At 54.6% G+C, this 17,046-nt stretch carries 15 protein-coding genes; 3 read left to right on the forward strand and 12 right to left on the reverse strand.

What is annotated here, in order from left to right; genetic code table 11:
* Nucleotides 1-249 precede the first annotated feature (249 nt).
* Both typA and WHS88_11315 read right to left on the reverse strand, forming a co-directional pair.
* Nucleotides 250-2,106 carry a translational GTPase TypA gene (typA, locus tag WHS88_11310; GenBank protein ID MEJ5260765.1) on the reverse strand — a complete coding sequence of 619 codons (1,857 nt, stop codon included), beginning with the start codon at nt 2,104-2,106 and terminating at the stop codon, nt 250-252.
* A gap of 199 nt (nt 2,107-2,305) precedes the next feature.
* Nucleotides 2,306-2,524, reverse strand: a complete 219-nt coding sequence (locus tag WHS88_11315; protein ID MEJ5260766.1) for a winged helix-turn-helix domain-containing protein — start codon at nt 2,522-2,524, stop codon at nt 2,306-2,308.
* A gap of 271 nt (nt 2,525-2,795) precedes the next feature.
* On the opposite strand from WHS88_11315, the gene glgP reads away from it, so the two are divergent.
* Complete coding sequence (gene glgP, locus WHS88_11320) at nt 2,796-4,487, forward strand: alpha-glucan family phosphorylase (protein ID MEJ5260767.1); 1,692 nt, start codon at nt 2,796-2,798, stop codon at nt 4,485-4,487.
* 8 nt (nt 4,488-4,495) lie between these two features.
* Here the strand turns inward: glgP and WHS88_11325 are convergent, their stop codons facing one another.
* Genes WHS88_11325 through pyrR form a run of 4 tightly spaced genes read right to left on the reverse strand, consistent with a single transcriptional unit; the run spans nt 4,496 to nt 7,770 of the window.
* Entirely contained in the window at nt 4,496-4,972 is a 477-nt protein-coding gene (locus WHS88_11325; GenBank protein ID MEJ5260768.1) for an NYN domain-containing protein, read from the reverse strand.
* Complete coding sequence (locus tag WHS88_11330) at nt 4,960-6,270, reverse strand: dihydroorotase (protein MEJ5260769.1); 1,311 nt, start codon at nt 6,268-6,270, stop codon at nt 4,960-4,962. The genes WHS88_11325 and WHS88_11330 overlap by 13 nt, the downstream gene beginning before the upstream one ends.
* Nucleotides 6,267-7,238, reverse strand: a complete 972-nt coding sequence (locus WHS88_11335) for an aspartate carbamoyltransferase catalytic subunit (protein MEJ5260770.1) — start codon at nt 7,236-7,238, stop codon at nt 6,267-6,269. Before WHS88_11335 ends, WHS88_11330 begins: the two co-directional genes overlap by 4 nt.
* A 4-nt stretch (nt 7,239-7,242) precedes the next feature.
* The gene (gene pyrR / locus WHS88_11340) at nt 7,243-7,770 is read right to left on the reverse strand and encodes a bifunctional pyr operon transcriptional regulator/uracil phosphoribosyltransferase PyrR (protein ID MEJ5260771.1); all 528 of its coding nucleotides are present in this window, start codon (nt 7,768-7,770) and stop codon (nt 7,243-7,245) included.
* Between the two features lie 262 nt (nt 7,771-8,032).
* On the opposite strand from pyrR, the gene WHS88_11345 reads away from it, so the two are divergent.
* Nucleotides 8,033-9,763: a S8 family serine peptidase gene (locus WHS88_11345; protein ID MEJ5260772.1), complete on the forward strand. Its 1,731-nt coding sequence runs from the start codon at nt 8,033-8,035 to the stop codon at nt 9,761-9,763.
* On the opposite strand, the gene speB is transcribed toward WHS88_11345, so the two are convergent.
* Complete coding sequence (gene speB, locus WHS88_11350) at nt 9,753-10,613, reverse strand: agmatinase (GenBank protein MEJ5260773.1); 861 nt, start codon at nt 10,611-10,613, stop codon at nt 9,753-9,755. The two genes, WHS88_11345 and speB, sit on opposite strands and share 11 nt — an antisense overlap.
* 81 nt (nt 10,614-10,694) lie before the next feature.
* Nucleotides 10,695-11,246 (reverse strand): arginine decarboxylase, pyruvoyl-dependent, encoded by a 552-nt coding sequence (locus WHS88_11355; protein ID MEJ5260774.1) that lies wholly within the window; start codon nt 11,244-11,246, stop codon nt 10,695-10,697.
* A gap of 335 nt (nt 11,247-11,581) precedes the next feature.
* Here WHS88_11355 and WHS88_11360 point away from each other — a divergent pair, with 335 nt between their 5' ends.
* Nucleotides 11,582-12,130 carry a hypothetical protein gene (locus WHS88_11360; GenBank protein ID MEJ5260775.1) on the forward strand — a complete coding sequence of 183 codons (549 nt, stop codon included), beginning with the start codon at nt 11,582-11,584 and terminating at the stop codon, nt 12,128-12,130.
* A gap of 18 nt (nt 12,131-12,148) precedes the next feature.
* Here WHS88_11360 and WHS88_11365 read toward each other — a convergent pair whose 3' ends face one another.
* From WHS88_11365 to WHS88_11380, 4 genes are all read right to left on the reverse strand, one after another.
* Entirely contained in the window at nt 12,149-14,956 is a 2,808-nt protein-coding gene (locus tag WHS88_11365; protein MEJ5260776.1) for a pitrilysin family protein, read from the reverse strand.
* Nucleotides 14,957-15,109: 153 nt separating this feature from the next.
* Nucleotides 15,110-15,469: a flagellar export chaperone FliS gene (gene fliS / locus WHS88_11370; GenBank protein MEJ5260777.1), complete on the reverse strand. Its 360-nt coding sequence runs from the start codon at nt 15,467-15,469 to the stop codon at nt 15,110-15,112.
* A gap of 118 nt (nt 15,470-15,587) precedes the next feature.
* Nucleotides 15,588-16,406 carry a flagellin gene (locus WHS88_11375; protein MEJ5260778.1) on the reverse strand — a complete coding sequence of 273 codons (819 nt, stop codon included), beginning with the start codon at nt 16,404-16,406 and terminating at the stop codon, nt 15,588-15,590.
* A 269-nt stretch (nt 16,407-16,675) separates the two neighbouring features.
* Entirely contained in the window at nt 16,676-16,963 is a 288-nt protein-coding gene (locus WHS88_11380; protein MEJ5260779.1) for a hypothetical protein, read from the reverse strand.
* Nucleotides 16,964-17,046: the final 83 nt, after the last annotated feature.

Raw genomic sequence — 17,046 nt, forward strand, 5'->3', positions numbered from 1 at the left:
TCGTAACAAGGTAGCCGTAGGGGAACCTGCGGCTGGATCACCTCCTTTCTAAGGGATAACTTAGACTCGGTCGGGGCAATTATGCCTTTTTCAACGACCGTGAATAAGTCAGGCGATCCTCGCTGCTTACGGTATCAACTGTTGGTCTATCAAAGCCCTGTCGGTTTCGACAGGGCTTTTTTTGTTGGTTCAATTGATGCTGCTCTGCGGGAAAGAAAAACAGTCGGTTTCAGAAAGAAGGAAACGTGTTTACTTTTTTCGTGCGTAGCGTCGGCGGTCGGCTTCTTTCAGCAGACGTTTGCGCAGACGAATGGCGGCCGGTGTGATTTCCACGAGTTCATCGTCCTGAATGTATTCGAGGGCGGCCTCGAGCGAGAGAATCCGCGGAGGTTTGACCCGCGCGGCATCGTCTTTGGAGGAAGCGCGGATGTTGGTCAGATTTTTGGTTTTGGTCGGGTTGACCGGGATGTCGTTGTCTTTGCAGTGTTCGCCGACAATCTGGCCTTCATAGACCTGGTCGCCGGGTTTGACAAAGAAGGTGCCGCGGTCAAAAAGAGCGTCGAGGGCATAGGCGGTTACTGTGCCGGGCTCTGTGGCAATCATCACGCCGGCCTGCCGCTGCGGAATGGCCCCCCGCATCGGCTCATAACCGTCAAAGCTGTGATGCACAGAGGCCCGTCCCTGTGTGGCGGTCATCAAACGCGGGTGGAGTCCGAAAAGCCCGCGGGAAGGAATCTTAAAACGCATCTGAATATAATCGCTGGTGCCGGTTTTTCCTTCCACGGTCAGCAGTTCGGCCCGGCGTTCACCCAGCAGGGCCATGACGGCATTTTGGCAGTCAATCGGGCAGTCGATAAACAGCTGCTCCATTGGTTCCTGATGGATGCCGTCGATGACACGGATGATGACTTCGGGCTTTCCGACGCACAGTTCATACCCTTCCCGTCTCATATTCTCCAGGAGGATGCCCAGATGCATCAGGCCGCGTCCGGAGACTTTAAATTCGTCGGGGGTTTCGCCGGGTTCAACGCGCAGGGCGACATTCGTCTGCAGTTCCTTCTCCAGGCGCTCTTTGAGGTGTCGTGTCGTCACGTATTTGCCTTCGCGTCCGGCAAAGGGGCCGTCGTTGATGCGGAAGGTCATATGCATCGTGGGTTCATCGACGGCAATAACCGGCAGGGCGGAGGGGCGATCCGGGCAGGCGATGGTGTTGCCGATTTCGACCGGGTCCAGCCCGGCAATGGCGCAGATATCCCCGGCGCTGACTTCCATACACGGCTTTTTTCCGAGGCCGCTGAACGTATAAAGCTGAACGACTTTCTGCTGGGTATGTCTGCCTTCGTTGTCGATAACCGTAACCATGCCGGCCTGAGCGACACGGCCGGCGAAGAGACGGCCGATAGCGATACGCCCGACATACTCCGAATAATCTACGGAGGTTACGAGCATCTGGAGGGGCGCTTCGGCATCGGCTTTGGGAGCGGGGACCTGGTCAATAATGGTCTGAAAAATCGGTTCCATGTTCTGCCGGGGCTGGTCGAGCTCTCTGACAGCCCAGCCGTATCGGGCGGAGGCATAGAGAACAGGGAAATCAAGAGCCTCATTGTCTGCATTCAGCGAGACGAACAAATCAAACACTTCATTGAGCACATCGTTCGGCCGGGCATCGGGGCGGTCCACTTTGTTGATGACAACGATGGGTTTGAGTTTGTGGCTCAGGGCTTTGGAGAGAACAAATCGGGTCTGCGGCATCGGGCCGTCGAAGGCGTCCACCAGCAGCAGAACCCCGTCGGCCATTTTCAGCACCCGCTCGACTTCCCCGCCGAAATCGGCGTGCCCGGGGGTATCCATGATGTTGATTTTGTATTCTCGTCCTTCCGGGTCTGTATATTCGATAGCGCAGTTTTTGCTGAAGATGGTAATGCCGCGTTCCCGCTCGAGCGGGTTGGAGTCCATAATCAGCCCATGCTGGCCGCCAGCCAGTTTGTCCAGTTCGCTTTCGCGGAACATCCCGGACTGGTAGAGCAGCTGGTCCACCAGCGTCGTTTTCCCATGGTCCACATGGGCAATAATAGCCACATTTCGTATTTGTTCAGGAGACCACATAACTTTCCTTAATTCTCCGGATTCTCAGGTTGAAAAAAGGGGCAGTGTACTCAGGAAGCGAAAGAAGTCAAGTTTTCTTTTGGTGAGAGCAAGAGCAGGGAAACAAACGCCAAAACGGCTTTAAAAGGCATAGGTAAACTCTCTGGGATGCCTTCTGAACGCCGCAAAAAGGTTTTCGAAAAGAAAAAGGGTTTAAAGCTCAGCTGACGTATTCTGCCGAGCAAAGGGCGACATAGATGGAGCGTCCCTTTTGCTGGTATTCGAGTTTTCCTTCTCGAGCCAGCCAGCCGAGTCCCTGAAAGGCAATCTGCGCAGGCAGCTTGGTCCGCTTGGGAATATCTGTGATATTGACAGGGGCCTTGGCGGCGGCGAGCATTTTCCAGATTTGTCCGGCGGCAGAACCGATTTTATCCAGCATACGTTCCCTCGCTTTTCTTCAGCAAGCAGATTTGACCGGTTTCCCCTCTCTCGGACGGTTCCGTGCAAACCTGCTCCGAATGAATCCGATAAACTTCCTTGTCAATATAAGAATTGCATCTTCCCCCGTCAAGGTCTTTCGGCTGTTCGAAAAAAAATTCTTTTATGGGGTTTGACGCGACAAACAGCCGTCAGTAGGATGATGGGCGAACAGCTCCGAGTGCATGCAAGTAAAGACCCGAACGGCAAAAAGATCGAGTAAGGAGGTTCCCTTGATTCAGGACCGAAAGATTGCCTATTTTTCCATGGAAATCGGGATTGAAGAAGCGATGCCGACTTACAGCGGCGGCTTAGGCGTGCTGGCCGGAGATACCATCCTGGCGGCGGCGGATGCCGAAGTGCCGATGGCGGCGGTTTCCCTGGTACACCGAAAGGGCTATTTTTTCCAAAAATTGACGGAGGACGGCCGGCAGATTGAGGAACCGGTCATTTGGAACGTCGAGGATTTTTTGGAAGAGATGCCGCCCCGAGTGAGTGTGGTGATTGAAGGGCGAACGGTTCAGATTCGCTGCTGGAAATATCAAGCCAGGGGAATCAGCGGGTATATTGTGCCGGTTTATTTCCTGGATACCGATTTGGAAGCCAACGCGCCGCAGGACCGGGAGCTGACGGATTATCTGTACGGGAAAGACAAGCGGTATCGGCTTTGTCAGGAGATTGTGCTGGGCATCGGAGGGGTGCGGATGCTGCGGGCTCTCGGGTATGAGCAGCTCGAGCGTTTCCATATGAATGAAGGACATGCCAGTCTTTTAACGCTGGAGCTGCTGGAGGAGCAGAAGCGGAAACGGAACGGACAGACAATCAGCGAGGAAGATATTGCCGCCGTGCGTCGGCAGTGTGTGTTTACGACGCACACGCCGGTGGCGGCCGGGCACGACCAGTTCCCGATGGATTTGGTCCGGCAGGTGCTCGGTCAGCAGGAAGCGTTTTCGCTGAACAATGTTTTCTGCTGCGGGGATATGCTGAATATGACGTATCTGGCGCTGAATCTGAGCCATTATGTCAACGGCGTGGCCAAAAAGCACGGGGAGGTCTCTCGCCATATGTTTGGGGGGTATGAGATTGATGCGATTACCAACGGGGTTCATGCGGCTCGGTGGACTTCGGAGCCGTTTGCAGAATTGTTCGATAAATACATTCCGGGCTGGCGGGAAGACAATTTCAGCCTGAGGTATGCGTTGAGTGTTCCTTCGGAGGAGGCATGGGAAGCGCATCTTCAGAACAAACGGCGGCTGGTGTCTTTTGTGAATCGGGAAACCAATGCCGGCATGGATGCGGAAACGCTGACGCTGGGGTTTGCGCGGCGGGCAACCAGTTATAAGCGTGCGGATTTGATTTTCAGCGATCAGCACCGGCTGAAATCGCTGTGCCGCAAGGGCGGACGGCTGCAAATCATTTTTGCCGGCAAGGCCCACCCGAATGATTTTGAGGGCAAGGAGCTGATTCGCCGGATTTTTGCCGCCCGCGGGGAGCTGATGCCGGAAGTGCGGACGGCGTATCTGTCCAATTACGATATGGCCATGGGGCGGCTGATTACATCAGGAGTGGATGTCTGGCTGAACACGCCCCAGCCGCCGCTGGAGGCCTCGGGCACCAGCGGAATGAAGGCCGCCTTAAACGGAGTGCCTTCTTTGAGTGTGCTGGACGGGTGGTGGATTGAAGGATGTATTGAAGGGGTGACGGGCTGGGCAATCGGGGAGAATCATCGGCAGGCTGAAGTGCCGGGGGACCGTCAAAAAGATGCAGAATCACTTTATGAAAAACTGGAGAAAGTCTTGTATGTTTATTACAAAACGCCGCTTCAGTTCCGCAAGGTGATGCTGCACGCCATCGCCCTGAATGGGTCGTTCTTTAATACCCAGCGGATGATGCAGCAGTATGTCCTGAAGGCCTATTTCAGCTGAAAAATCTCTTACGAATCGAGGTTGAACAAATCGAGCCACTGCTGGGTTTCGGCCCGGCTGATACCCTGCCGTTTTTCTTTGGGTTCGGGGCGGGGCGGTTCTTTCTCGAGAAGTTTGCCGACCATATCCCAAAATGTTTCCGAGCGGACCGCGGCGGCTTTTCGGCGTTTTGCCGCAGCCACCAAACGAAGGTCGCTGCTGATGACGACCAGTGAGCGGGGGGCCGTGCAGGTCTGGATTTTTTCTTCGATGAGGGTGTCGGCGTCCCGAAAGGAGCCGGAGAAGAGCACCTCAATATTGCTGAAGCCGGCCAGTCCTGTTTTGTCCGGAGGACCGATGCCGTCGAAAATAATCTGACCGCGATTGCGGGTGCGGCGGAGGTATTCGGTCAGGATGCGAATCAGACCGGCTTCGTCCAGACCCGCCATCGTTTCCTGACGCTGAATGACCCGCAGCAGGTTGTAGCCGTCAATCAGCAGGGGCAAGGGGCATATCCTTCGGCACAATAGCGGATTTCGCCGGCTACGATGGTATAGAGTACTTTGCCTTTCACTGTCCAGCCGGCATAGGGACAGTTGTGGCTTTTGGAGAAGAAACGGTTGGGGTCAATCGTCCATTCGGCATCCGGGTCAATGATGGTAATATCCGCCCGGTCGCCGACACCGAGGGTGCCTTTGCTGATGTTCAGAATTCGAGCGGGCCGATAGGTGAGCATGGCCAGCAGCTGGGGCCAGTCAATGACACCCGGGTCGATGAGGGCCTTGCGGTACAAAGGCAGGGCGCACTCGAGCGAGGCGATGCCGAAAGGTGCCGCCAGAAATTCGAGTTCCTTTTCGCTTTTCAGATGGGGGGCATGGTCTGTAGCCAGTGCGTCAACGAGCCCCTCCTGAATGGCTCTGCGCAGAGCTTCCACATCGGCCAGGGTTCTCAGCGGCGGATTGACTTTATAGTTTGTATCATAGTCTTTCAGGAGCTCTTCCGTCAGCAGCAGATGATGCGGTGTCACCTCGCAGGTAACGGGCAGGCCTTCCTGTTTGGCCTGACGAATCAGCTGCACGGAGCCGGCGGTGGAGATGTGCTGGGCGTGATAGCGGGTCTTGGTTTTTTTGACCAGCTGAATATCCCGCCAGAGCATCATTTCTTCAGCCAGCGGGTCCATCCCCGGAAGTCCGAGCAGAGTGGCATTGTAGCCGGCATTCATTACGCCTCCCCGGGCGAGAGAATCATCCTGGCAATGCTGGGCCACCACCCGGTTGAACATCGAGGCATATTTGAGGGCCCGGAGCATCACGGCCGTATTTTGAACCCCGCTGCCGTCGTCGGTGAAGCCGATGGCACCGGCCTGGGCCATCAGCCCCATTTCGGACAATTCCTCTCCGGCTCGACCTTTGGTGAGTGTGCCCATTACATAGATGAAGGTTTTTCGGGCCTGTCGTCCCATTCGATGAACAAACTCAACGCTGGTGGCATTGTCGATAGGAGGACTGGTGTTGGGCATGCAGACGACGGAGGTAAATCCGCCTGCTACGGCGGCGGCGGAGCCGGAGGCGATGGTTTCTTCTTCCTCGTCGCCCGGTTCGCGAAAGTGCACGTGCAGGTCAATCAGACCGGGGGAGACTATTTTGCCGGAGGCATCAATGATAATGTCGGCTTTGGCGGGAAGGCGTCCGATTTGACTGACTTTGCCGTCGGCGACAAGCAGGTCGGCGGTTTGATCCACGCCGTTGGCCGGGTCAATGAGGCGTCCGTTTCGAATCAGAATGGAAGGTGCGGTTTCTTTCATGGCAGAGAATCCTTTGCTTCGAGGACGGCCGCCTGGTTGACCAGGAACAGCACGGCCATTCGAATCGCCAGACCGTTGGAGACCTGACGCAGAATGACGCTGTTGGGGCCGTCGGCTACTTCCGATTCGATTTCCAGCCCGCGGTTGAGAGGGCCCGGATGCATGACCAGGATATCCGGTTTGGCTTTTTTGAGCCGCTCAACGGTCAGGCCGTAAAAGTGGGAATATTCCCGCACGGTGGGAAAGAGATTTCCGCCGAGCCTCTCGAACTGGATGCGGAGCATGTTGATGACATCAAGCTTGTCGATGACGGCGTCCAGACTGTAGGAGACCTGAACGGGCAGATTCTGCACCTGAGCGGGCATCAGGGTCGGAGGGCCGACCAGAATGACCTCCGCTCCCAGTTTCGTCAGGGCATGGATATTGCTGCGGGCGACCCGGGAATGAGCAATATCGCCGACAATCCCGATTTTCAGGCCTTCGAGGGTTCCTTTGATTTGGCGGATGGTATAGGCATCCAGCAGGGCCTGGGTCGGATGTTCGTGGAATCCGTCGCCGGCGTTGATGACACAGGCCTTAATCGAGCGGCTGAGCAGATGCGCTGCACCGCCTGCACCGTGCCGAATGACCACAATATCAACCCCCATGGCCTCCAGATTGCGGGCGGTGTCAATCAGGGTTTCGCCTTTGTTGACGGAACTGGAGGTCTTGGTGAATTCGATCACGTCAGCGCTGAGCCGGCTGGCGGCGAGGGTAAAACTGTTTCGAGTACGCGTGCTGTCTTCGAAAAACATGTTGACCACGACTTTGCCGCGCAGAGCCGGGGCTTTTTTGATGGAGCGGGTGCTGAATTCTTCAAAACCGCGGGCGGTATCCAGGATAAATTCGATTTCTTTTCGGCTGAGCTCCCGCAAGCCGATGAGGTGCTTTCGCCGCCACTGAAAGTCCGTTTTCGTTGTCTGCGTCACAGAATTACTCGACTATTACCTGCTCAATTTGATCGGTTTCTTTTAAGAGAACTCGAACCCGTTCCTGCGGGCTGACCTCCGCGCGAAAGCCGATGTAATCAGCCCGAATCGGCAGTTCCCGAATGCCGCGGTCAATCAGAACCGCCAGCCGAATGGCCTTGGGGCGGCCCAAATCCGTCAGCGCATCCATTGCTGCCCGAACGGAACGTCCGGTATGAAGAACATCATCCACCAGAAGAATGGTCGTCTGGTGGATGTCAAAGGGAATTTCTGTGGTCCGAACCTGCGAAGAAACGGCCTTCTGAGGGTCGTGAATGTCATCCCGGTAAAGGGTGATATCCAGTGTTCCGCGGGGGATTTCCTTGCCGAGCCGCTCGCTTAAGCGATTCTGAAGACGCTGAGCGAGGATTTCTCCGCGGCTTCGAATGCCGATGATGACCAGATTGTTATCGGTGCCGAGGTCAGAGATAATATCTTGACTGAGGGCATCCAGTATTTCGTTTATCTGGGTTTCGTTCAGCAGTACTTTCATCGGACCCCTTTTTCAGTCAGGGACAATGCATTCACTCTTTGTTTTCTATCGGACGCAACTATACCAAAGGAACAATTACAAGGCAAGAATTTCTCGGAATTTGGGAACAGGAGCCGATATTATCGGATGTAGTGTGTCGAAGATGGAAAGAATGAACCTGTTGCGGTTTTGGTGTCGATTGTGGTAAAATGGCAGGTTGTCTATGGCTCGTGGTTTCAATAAGGGTTTCGGGAAAAGGATGTCCGGAAAAAACCAACATTCGATGAGTTTGTGCATCCTCTTTATATTGGGGTGGTTTTTTTCAGCGTATGCGTCGGAAGGATTGTCAAGTGTTTCTCTCCAGCCGATCTCGCTGTCTTCCTGCGGAATCCGCCAGCTGCAGGAGGCCGAGCCGAATCTGACAGGGTTGGATGTCACCCTTGCCGCAGTCTGTCGGTCTATGATGTATGTGAACGGACTGCCCCAGGATGATTATCGATTGAATATGGCGCATGCGAGTCTGCGCGGGGGCCGTGTCTTTTTTGAAGACGGCTCGGATGGATTGTACGGTCTTTCGCCGCACGAAACGGCTGTCGGCGGGATTTTAATCGGTCTGGATTTTCAGGGAACTCATCCTCTGACGGGTCCTTTTGTTTACAAAGGCGTCTGTCCGGATGCGACGGTGGAGGTTTTTGAGTTTTGGCGGTTTGTGAGCTTAACGGTCTTCGGCGGCAAACCGTTTTCGGCCGATGTGCTCACGCTCAGTTTGGGGGATTTTTACGAAGATTGGTGGACGCGGGGGATTGAGCGGCTGGCCCATAAGACGGGGGTATTGGTAGTGGCTTCGGCGGGAAACGGTCTTCGGGTTTCCGACCGGATTTTGTATCCGGCAGGCGGGGCGAATGTTCTGGCGGTGGGGGTCGTTCCATCCCAGGTCGAGCCGGACGGCACACCGAGTTTGCGGTTTTTCTCAATGCCGCATCGGCAGGTTTCCAGTTTCGGCCCCACGGCGGACGGCCGCAGCAAGCCGGACCTTGTGGCGCCGGGGCGAGCCCTCGTGCCGTCCGCATATGATGCCTTAACCTACGAAATCGCCGGCGATTACTCCAGTCTGGCCACCCCGCTGGTTTCCGGGGCGGCGGCCCTGCTGGTCCAGAAAATTTCTCAAACTCCGGCACTGGCGGAACGAATCCGCCCGGAAACCCGCAACTGCGTTCTGCGGGCAGTTTTCATGACCTCAGCGCAAAAACTGCCGTGGTGGCATAAGGGACGGCCCGGGCGGGAAGATGATGTTGTTGTGCCGCTGGATTGGCTGCAGGGAGCCGGCCTTTTGGATGCCAAAGAGGCCTATGCACTTTTAACGGAAGGCGCCCGTCCGGAAGAGGGGGGCTTGAAGGGCTGGGACAATCCGATTTTGGATGCGGACCGTCCGGAGGCGGTTTATTCGATTTCCGTTCCAGCGGGACAGGATATTTTCTTGACCGCCACGGCCGTTTGGAATCGTGCTTTTGAGGACCGGTTTCCGTTTCGGCCTTTGCCGGAAGAGGATGGGGATTTGCGGCTGGAGTTGTGGAGGATTGACCCGAATCAGGCGGAGAAGAGTTTGGTGGATGCCTGCGACAGTCCGGTAGATACAGTTGAACATCTGTATGTCCGTCTTCCGGAGGAAGCGGCTTCGTATGAATTGGTTGTCCGATTTAGTCAGCCGCAGGCCGCACAGAAGAGTACCGGACGTCCGGTTGCTCTGGCTTGGTCTATTGGGCCGGACCGTTCGAAGGAGAATCCGTGGTGGTATGATTTAAATGAAGACGGTCAGATTGACCAGACGGATAAACTGATTTATCAGGTTTTTGAGAACGGACGGTCGGATATCCTCTCAGAACCTTCTTTGTCGGAAACTCTTCGGCTCAGTCCGGAGCGAATCGAACTGCTTGAGCGGCAGTGGACGGATTGGCATTCGTATTTGAGTTTATGGACTGCCGGAGAAGAAGAGCCGGCGGCGTCTAATCCCTAAAGCGGAAGCTGAGCGTTTGATAAATCAGCTTGGCGGCCAGAAACTCGCAAGCCCATAGATGGTCTCGCGGACAAAGCTCAACGACATCCATCCCGATTACATTCCGGTTTTCGCAGAGCTGTTCGATTAATGAAATGACCTCGTACCATCCCAATCCGCCGGGTTCGGGAGTGCCGGTAGCGGGCATCAGGGACGGGTCAAAGACATCCAGGTCGATGGTCAGATAGACATTCTCCGTCAGCAAAGAAAGCAGGGCGTCCATCCAGCGCCGCTGGGGGTCGGCCGCGATTTGATGAGCAAAGAAGACTCTGGTTTTGTCCAAAGCCGGTTTTTCACATGAGTCCATGCTCCGGATGCCTGCCTGAACGATGGGGCAAAGCTGCCTGGCTCGAGCCATGACACAGGCGTGATTGTAGATAGACCCTTCGTATTCTTCGCGGGTGTCGGCGTGGGCATCCAGCTGCAGAACGGTCAGATTGGAGAACGATTGAGCGGCGGCCTGAAAGGCCCCGATGCTGACGGAATGTTCCCCGCCCAAAAGAACCGGGAATTTGCTTTTTTGAAAATATCCGAGCATTCTTCGGCGAACCTGTTCGACCATTTCATCGGGAGTGGGACAACCCTGAACAGGGGCATCCGTGGCGATACCTTTGCGAAAGACCTCCGAGTCGGTCAGGATGTCATAAAACTCCAGATTTTTTGACGCTTTCAATATCGCTTCAGGTCCTTTGTCAGCCCCCTTTATCCAGGTACTTGTCTGGTCATAAGGAACCGGCAGAATGACGATTTGGGCGGTCCGGAAATCGGTATAGCGCGATTCAAAATCACCAAAGGAGAAACCATTTGTCATTTTTGGGTCTCCCGACAAGGAAAAAGGGATTTTTGGACGGCTGCCCAAAAATCCCTGATTTTTGACATCCTTATTCGTTTTTTAGTCGAAAAGAAAGACCGCGATGGCGACCGTAGTTGTCCAAAGGTCTTTGACACCCCGGGCGGTCTGCGTGATATTGGTTGTTTTAATGAACAGGCCGCTGGATTTGTAGGCTTGCTCTTTTTCTGACCAGGCCTTGTCGGGATCGACTTCATAACCGAGCGTGGTTCCGAGCATGCCGGCTGCCAGGTCTTCGGCCATATCTTCCGCTTCGCGTTTGTTCATTCCGTGGCCGTGCACTTCGCTTAAGTAGCCCCAGTTGCTCTTTTGCTTGGGGACGGCGACGCCGACGGAGGAGGCAATCAGTCGGCCGTGCTCATTGGTATCGCAGCGAGCCAGGACGCAGAAGCTGATGGCTCCGGGGACGAGGAGTTTGAGCCCTTCGTTTCGGCTGATAATCCGGCAGTAGGGAGGCAAAATCGAGGAAACCTGCACGAGGTTCTGCTGAGCTACGCCTGCATCCCGAAGGGCTTCTTCAAAGGATTTCAGGCGGTATTTGTGCCGGCCGACCCCTTTTGTTAAAAACATCCGCGACGGTACAAGATTGAGCATTCCCGTACTCTCCTGGAAAAGAGATATACTTTCTGTTTCGATTCGATTCCCTTTTTATCGGAGAAATTTTATCCCCCTTCAGGAGGGGGGCAAGAAAAAATTTGAAAAAATCATCCAGAGTGTCCGAAAGTGGACTTACTCGGGAGACAATGAGCCGGTCGAACCAAACATGTGGAAATGGAGAAGTTTTTTTATAAAACCAGTTGCGAATTGCGGGGAACATTCTATAATTTCCCCCCGTTTCTTTTTGAAGGCCAAGGCCCTGAAAGGCCGAAAACATTGAGACTGACAAGGGCTGACAGACCTGCTGTTTGAGCCAATTGAGGAAGGACGCTATGGGAAAAAAGAAAGCCAAAAAACTGAGCGAACGCGAGCTGGAGCGCTATAAACAGCTGCTGCTGGAAAAGCAGAAGGAAGTCCTGGCGGACCTGCAAAGCATTGAGCAGAATATGTTTCAGGACGGGGGAGAGATTTCGAGCATGCCGGTTCATCTGGCGGATATCGGAACAGACAATTTCGAACAGGAGTTTACGCTCGAGTTGATGGAGGAAGCCAAACGGACCCTGCACGAAATCCAGCAGGCGCTGAACCGGATTGAAGACGGCACTTTCGGGATTTGTGAGGGGCTGGGGATTCCGATTGAGAAGGAGCGGCTGGATGCGATTCCATGGACCCGGTACAGTCTGGAATATGCCCGTCAGAAGGAAAAGGAGAACGGACCGAGTTTTATTCGGCGCCGTCCGATTGATATTGAGCGGGAAAGCGAGTACGAGGACGAGGAGGTCCTGGAAGACGAAGAAGTGGACGCCTTCGACGAGGATGTCGAGATGGAGCCGCTGGAAGATGCCGAGGACATTGAAGAGCCGGACGAGGAGTTTGAATAATCCGATTGTTCCGGCCGCTTAAGGTGAAGGCGGTTCGTCCGGCTGACCGGTGCAGCTCAAAGGAGCAATCGGTTCAAGGGACGGTTTCAGAATGCGGGCATCTCCGGCAACGATGATGACCATTTTGTCGGGCTGAAGCGTCTTTTGCGCCAGAGCCAGGCAATCCTCCGCCGTGGCGGTCCGAATGGTTTCGAACAGGCGGTCCAGATAATCCCGTCCGAGGTTTTGCGACTCCATCAGCCACAGGTCCTCGGCAATCTGCTGCGGTGTTTCTCTTCGCAGCAGAAAGGTCCCGGCAATATAGGTTTTGGTGTCTTCCAGTTCGGCAGGGGTCGGCGGGCGGGTTTGAAGGTCCTCAATCAGCTCAAAGATGGTTTGAATGGTTTGCGGGACTGAATCATTTCTTGTGAACGTCTGAATGGTAAACATCCCGGCCTGATGGAAGGCCAGATAGGTGCTCCAGATGCCGTAGGTGAGCCCTTTTTCGACGCGGACCACACGATTCAGGCGGCTGTTGAAGGAACCGCCGAAATAGCCGCCGACAATCCGGCTCAGAAAATACTCCGGCTGATCGTGCCGGGTCAGACCGAGCTGGCCGATTCGGATTTGGGCCTGGGAGCTGCCAGGCATATCCACCAGACAAAGCCGTCGGGATGACATCGGCGGGACAGGAGACAGGGCGATGTCCGGAAGAGGACGGGGATTTTTCCAGTCTCCCAGATATGTTTTCGCCAGGGTGAATGCCCGTTCGGGCTGAATGTCTCCGGCAAAAATCAGAACAGCTTTTTCCGGTCGGGCAAACTGTTCCCAAAAAGCGGCCAAATCCGCCGGACTCAGTCGGTTTAGGTCTTTGGTTTCTCCTTCCGGTGTCCGTGCGTACGGATGGCCGGCAAAGAGTTCTTTTCGGAGCTGTCGGTCCGCCTGGTAGTCGGGGGATTGTTCCTGTACGGACAGAGACGCGGTTTGCTGTCGGCGAAGCTTTTCAAATTCACTGGGGTCGAAAGCGGGATATTGAACCACTTCCGCCAGGAGCCGCACCGCCTCTTGGGCCTGTTCGGCCAGGCAGTTCATGGAGACAATACCGTCATCCAGAGAGGCCTGACCGCTTAAGGCAATCGCGCGGCGTTCGAGTTCTTCGGCCAGTTGTGCTTCGGTATAATGAGCAGTCCCCTTGGGGAGCATGGCAAACGCCATCGAAGCTGCAGCCGGCTTGCTTTCACACCAGCTTCCATAGGGCAGCCCCAGCATAATGCTTAAAAAAGGCACTTCGTGATTGGGCACCACCAGGATTTTCAGGCCGTTATCGAGAATCTGTTCGGCGTAATGCGGGCTCAGTCGGGCCGGCTGAATCGATTTGATGGGCGGTTTCTTGGGAAACGACGGCGGACGCTTTTCGCCGGGACGTCCGGGAGGCGGAGACACGTCCTCCCGCAGGGCCGTCAGGGGAGCGGTTTCATCCTCTTTTTGGCCGACAGGATTCTGCAGAACGCGGACGGTCAGCCGGCGGGATTCCGTCAGATAGGTTTTCGCAACCCGGCGAATATCTCCCTCTGTGACGGTCTGTATCCGACGAAAAATATCGTTGGCTTTAGACGTATCGCCGAGGATCATGGAGGCGGTGCCGAGCAGTTCCGCTTTACTCTCGATGGTCAGGTTTTCCACGACGGCTTTTTTTAAGGCGTTATTGCGGGCTTTTTCGAGTTCTTCCGGACGGACGCCTTCGGCGGCGATGCGGGCCAGTTCGGTCCGGATGACGTTGAGGACCTGATTAGGGTCGCCGTTTTCCTGAAGCATTCCGCCGGCGACAAAGACCCCGTCGTGTTCCAGATTGTACGTCCAGGCGGTTACGTGGACGGCGGTTTGGGTTTCGGCAACCAGCTGACGGTAAAGGCGGCTGCTGCGGCCTTCTCCAAGTATAGCGGCCAGAAAATCCAGCGGCACCTCATCGGGATGGCCGAGGGGAACGGTTCGCCAGACGATGCCTGCCAGCGGGGCCGGGGCGATTTCATCCGGAATGACCAGTTCGCGGGGACCTTCCGGCTGGGGTTCGCGAACGGCGACTTTGGGCGGTTCCGGACGCTTCTGAATCCAGCCGAAATAGCGCTGCGCCAGCCGCTGGGCATCAGCGTGTTTTACAGCCCCGACAATCAGCAGGACGGCATTATTCGGCACATAATATCGGCTCCAGAATTCCCGCATTTCTGCGGCGCTTGCCGCCCGCAGATGGGCGAGATTGCCGATGGGAACCCAGCGGTAAGGATGTTCCCTGAAAAGGGCGGCGGCTACTTTTTTATAGACATTGCCGTAGGGTTCATTTTCCCGCATGCGCAGTTCTTCTTCGACAACTTTCCGCTCCGTGTCCACAGCATCCTGATCGATTTTCAGAAAGGCCATTCGTTCCGCCTCCAGCCAGAGGGCCAGCTCAATCTGGTCGGCAGGAAGTGTCTGCAGGTAAACAGTTTTGTCAAAACTGGTGTAGCCGTTTGTGCGGGCTCCGACCCGCTTGAGCAGTTCGAAATGCTCGGAGGGACCGACGCGGTCTGTGCCCTTGAACATCATATGTTCAAACATATGGGCAAATCCCTGACGAGCGGGGTCCTCATCTTTGGAGCCGACGTGATACCAGACCTGGACCGTGACAATCGGCGAGGAAAAATCTTCGAGTGTAATTACCTTCAGACCGTTGGAAAGGGTGATTTCCCGAAAATCAAAGAGCTGCTCTGGACCGCAGGCAGGCCGCTTTGCAACCCAAGCTGAACGGCAGGCGGAGAATCCGAATCCCATTCCGAGCAGGCAAACAGCCAGCCCAATCATTCGCTTTGTCATTTTTTTGTCCTTCCGAACAGATATACGGCCTGTTTATATCCGATTTGGGGACATGGGTCAATCCGGCTTTTTCGGCAGATCAGCGCAAGAAAAAACCGGATAAATGATTATCCGGTTTTCAGGTCGAAGTGTTCCAGAGGCAAAGAGTGACTGTCAGGAGCAGACTTTTCGCCATGCCGAGGCGAGGTCTTCAAGAATGTGTATGCTTTTGTCAATCATTTCGACATTGTTCTGAATGCCGGCCTGTCCGATATACCGCCAGAGAAAATTGTAAAGCCCGCGGAGGTTTTGCGCCAGCGTGCCGCCCTGTTCGATATTGAGAGATTGGTTGAGCTCAAAGATGATGTCGCGGGCTTTTGCTATCGCGGTCGTTTTTTGCGTGCAGTTTCCGTTCTCGATGGCTGTGCGAGCCTGTGTCAGAAATCGAATGGCTCCTTCATAGAGCAGGACAATCAGACGTCCTTTGTTCTGGGTTGCTACGGCGGTTTCCTGATAGATTTCTGCGATGCTCATGAGATACCTCCATCAGTATTTGGGTGAGCCTGAAGCGGATTGTCGGGGGACCATGCCGGCCGACAGGGTCCGGATCAAAAACCCTGTCGGCCGCTCATCATGGTAAGAAGCTCCCATATTATCCGCGCAGCAGTGTCAATGCCATCTGGGGCATTGTATTTGCCTGGGCCAGCATCGCCACACCGGCTTGCGCCAGCACCTGGTTGCGGGTCAGAGCCGCCATTTCCGTGGCCACATCCACATCGGAGATTCGGGATTCGGCTGCCATCAGATTTTCCGCCTGGATGTTGAGCACCTCATTGGTGCTTTCCAGACGGTTCATCATATATCCGAAGCTGGCTCGTGCACTGTCTTTGATTTCAATAGCGGCGGTTACTATCGCCAAAGCGGCCTGGGCGCTGGCTCCTGTGGCGCCGGCGATGGAAACGGCGGAATTGCCGAACAAGGCGGAAGCTCGTACATCGACCGAATTGACATCGATATAGGAATTTTCTCCAAAATGAATCCGGATTGCCGCCGAATCATTCAGCATATTGATGCTGTTGAAGTTGGTGGTGTTGGCAATTCGGTCAATTTCCGCCATCATCTGCTGAAACTCATTGTTCATAATATTCCGCTGCTGGGCGGAATAGGAACCGGTGGCGGCCTGCTCGGCCAGCTCTTTCATCCGGATAAGAACGGCATCGATGGACCCCATGGCTCCTTCCATTGTCTGGAGCATGCTGATGGCATCCATGGCGTTTCGTGACCCCTGTTTGATGACGGCGATGTCCGCCCGCATCAACTCCCGGACAGCCAGGCCGGCCGCATCATCCTTGGCACTGTTGATCCGCAGGCCGGAGGAAAGACGTTCGACGGAGCGAGCGAGGGCATCGTAACTCCTTCCCAGGTGTCGAGCCGCGCCTTCCGCCATTAGGTTGTTTTTAATTGCCAACATGGGTACTTCTCCTTACCAGTTATGAGTTTAGGCTCTGACAATCTCCTATAAAGAGTTCAATTTTTCACTTCTGACAAAGGTATTATCGGAAACTTTTTAGGGTTCTTTAGACCTATAAAGTAAGTTCCGAAAAAAACTTTTGTTTTGGGGAAAAGAAGCGGCTTATCCGATTTTTATCGGACGTTGAAGTATTTCAAAAAAATAAAAGACAGATTTTCAGAGCCAAAATGATTCTTCAGACTGGGATTTGGAAAGCAGAACAGAGGAATTTATATGCCGAAACGAAGAATGGCCTGTGCAGCAGCACGGGCGGCCTGGGGGCTGTCTATTTCCCCTTGTTCGAGGGCCTTTTTGGCCTCGAGGACGGCGGAATCAGATGTCTGCAGGCTGCGGAGGGCCTTTTGGACAAAAGGATGGTAATCGGTTCTCAACTCCAAACGAACAGACCGGTCTGTTTTGGATGGTTTGGATGAATCCAAAGCGGCAGGTTTCCGGTCTCCGGATGGGGTAACCGGCGGATTGATGTCAAATTGTACCGGGTCTATTGGATTCATCATATTATTATTCTCGGGAAAAACTTAAAAAACTTAAGGAAAAAATCACAAAAAAATTAAAGAGCCCCCCTTTTTTGACGATAATA

Source organism: Anaerohalosphaeraceae bacterium (genome assembly GCA_037479115.1).
Taxonomy (GTDB): Bacteria; Planctomycetota; Phycisphaerae; order Sedimentisphaerales; family Anaerohalosphaeraceae; genus JAHDQI01.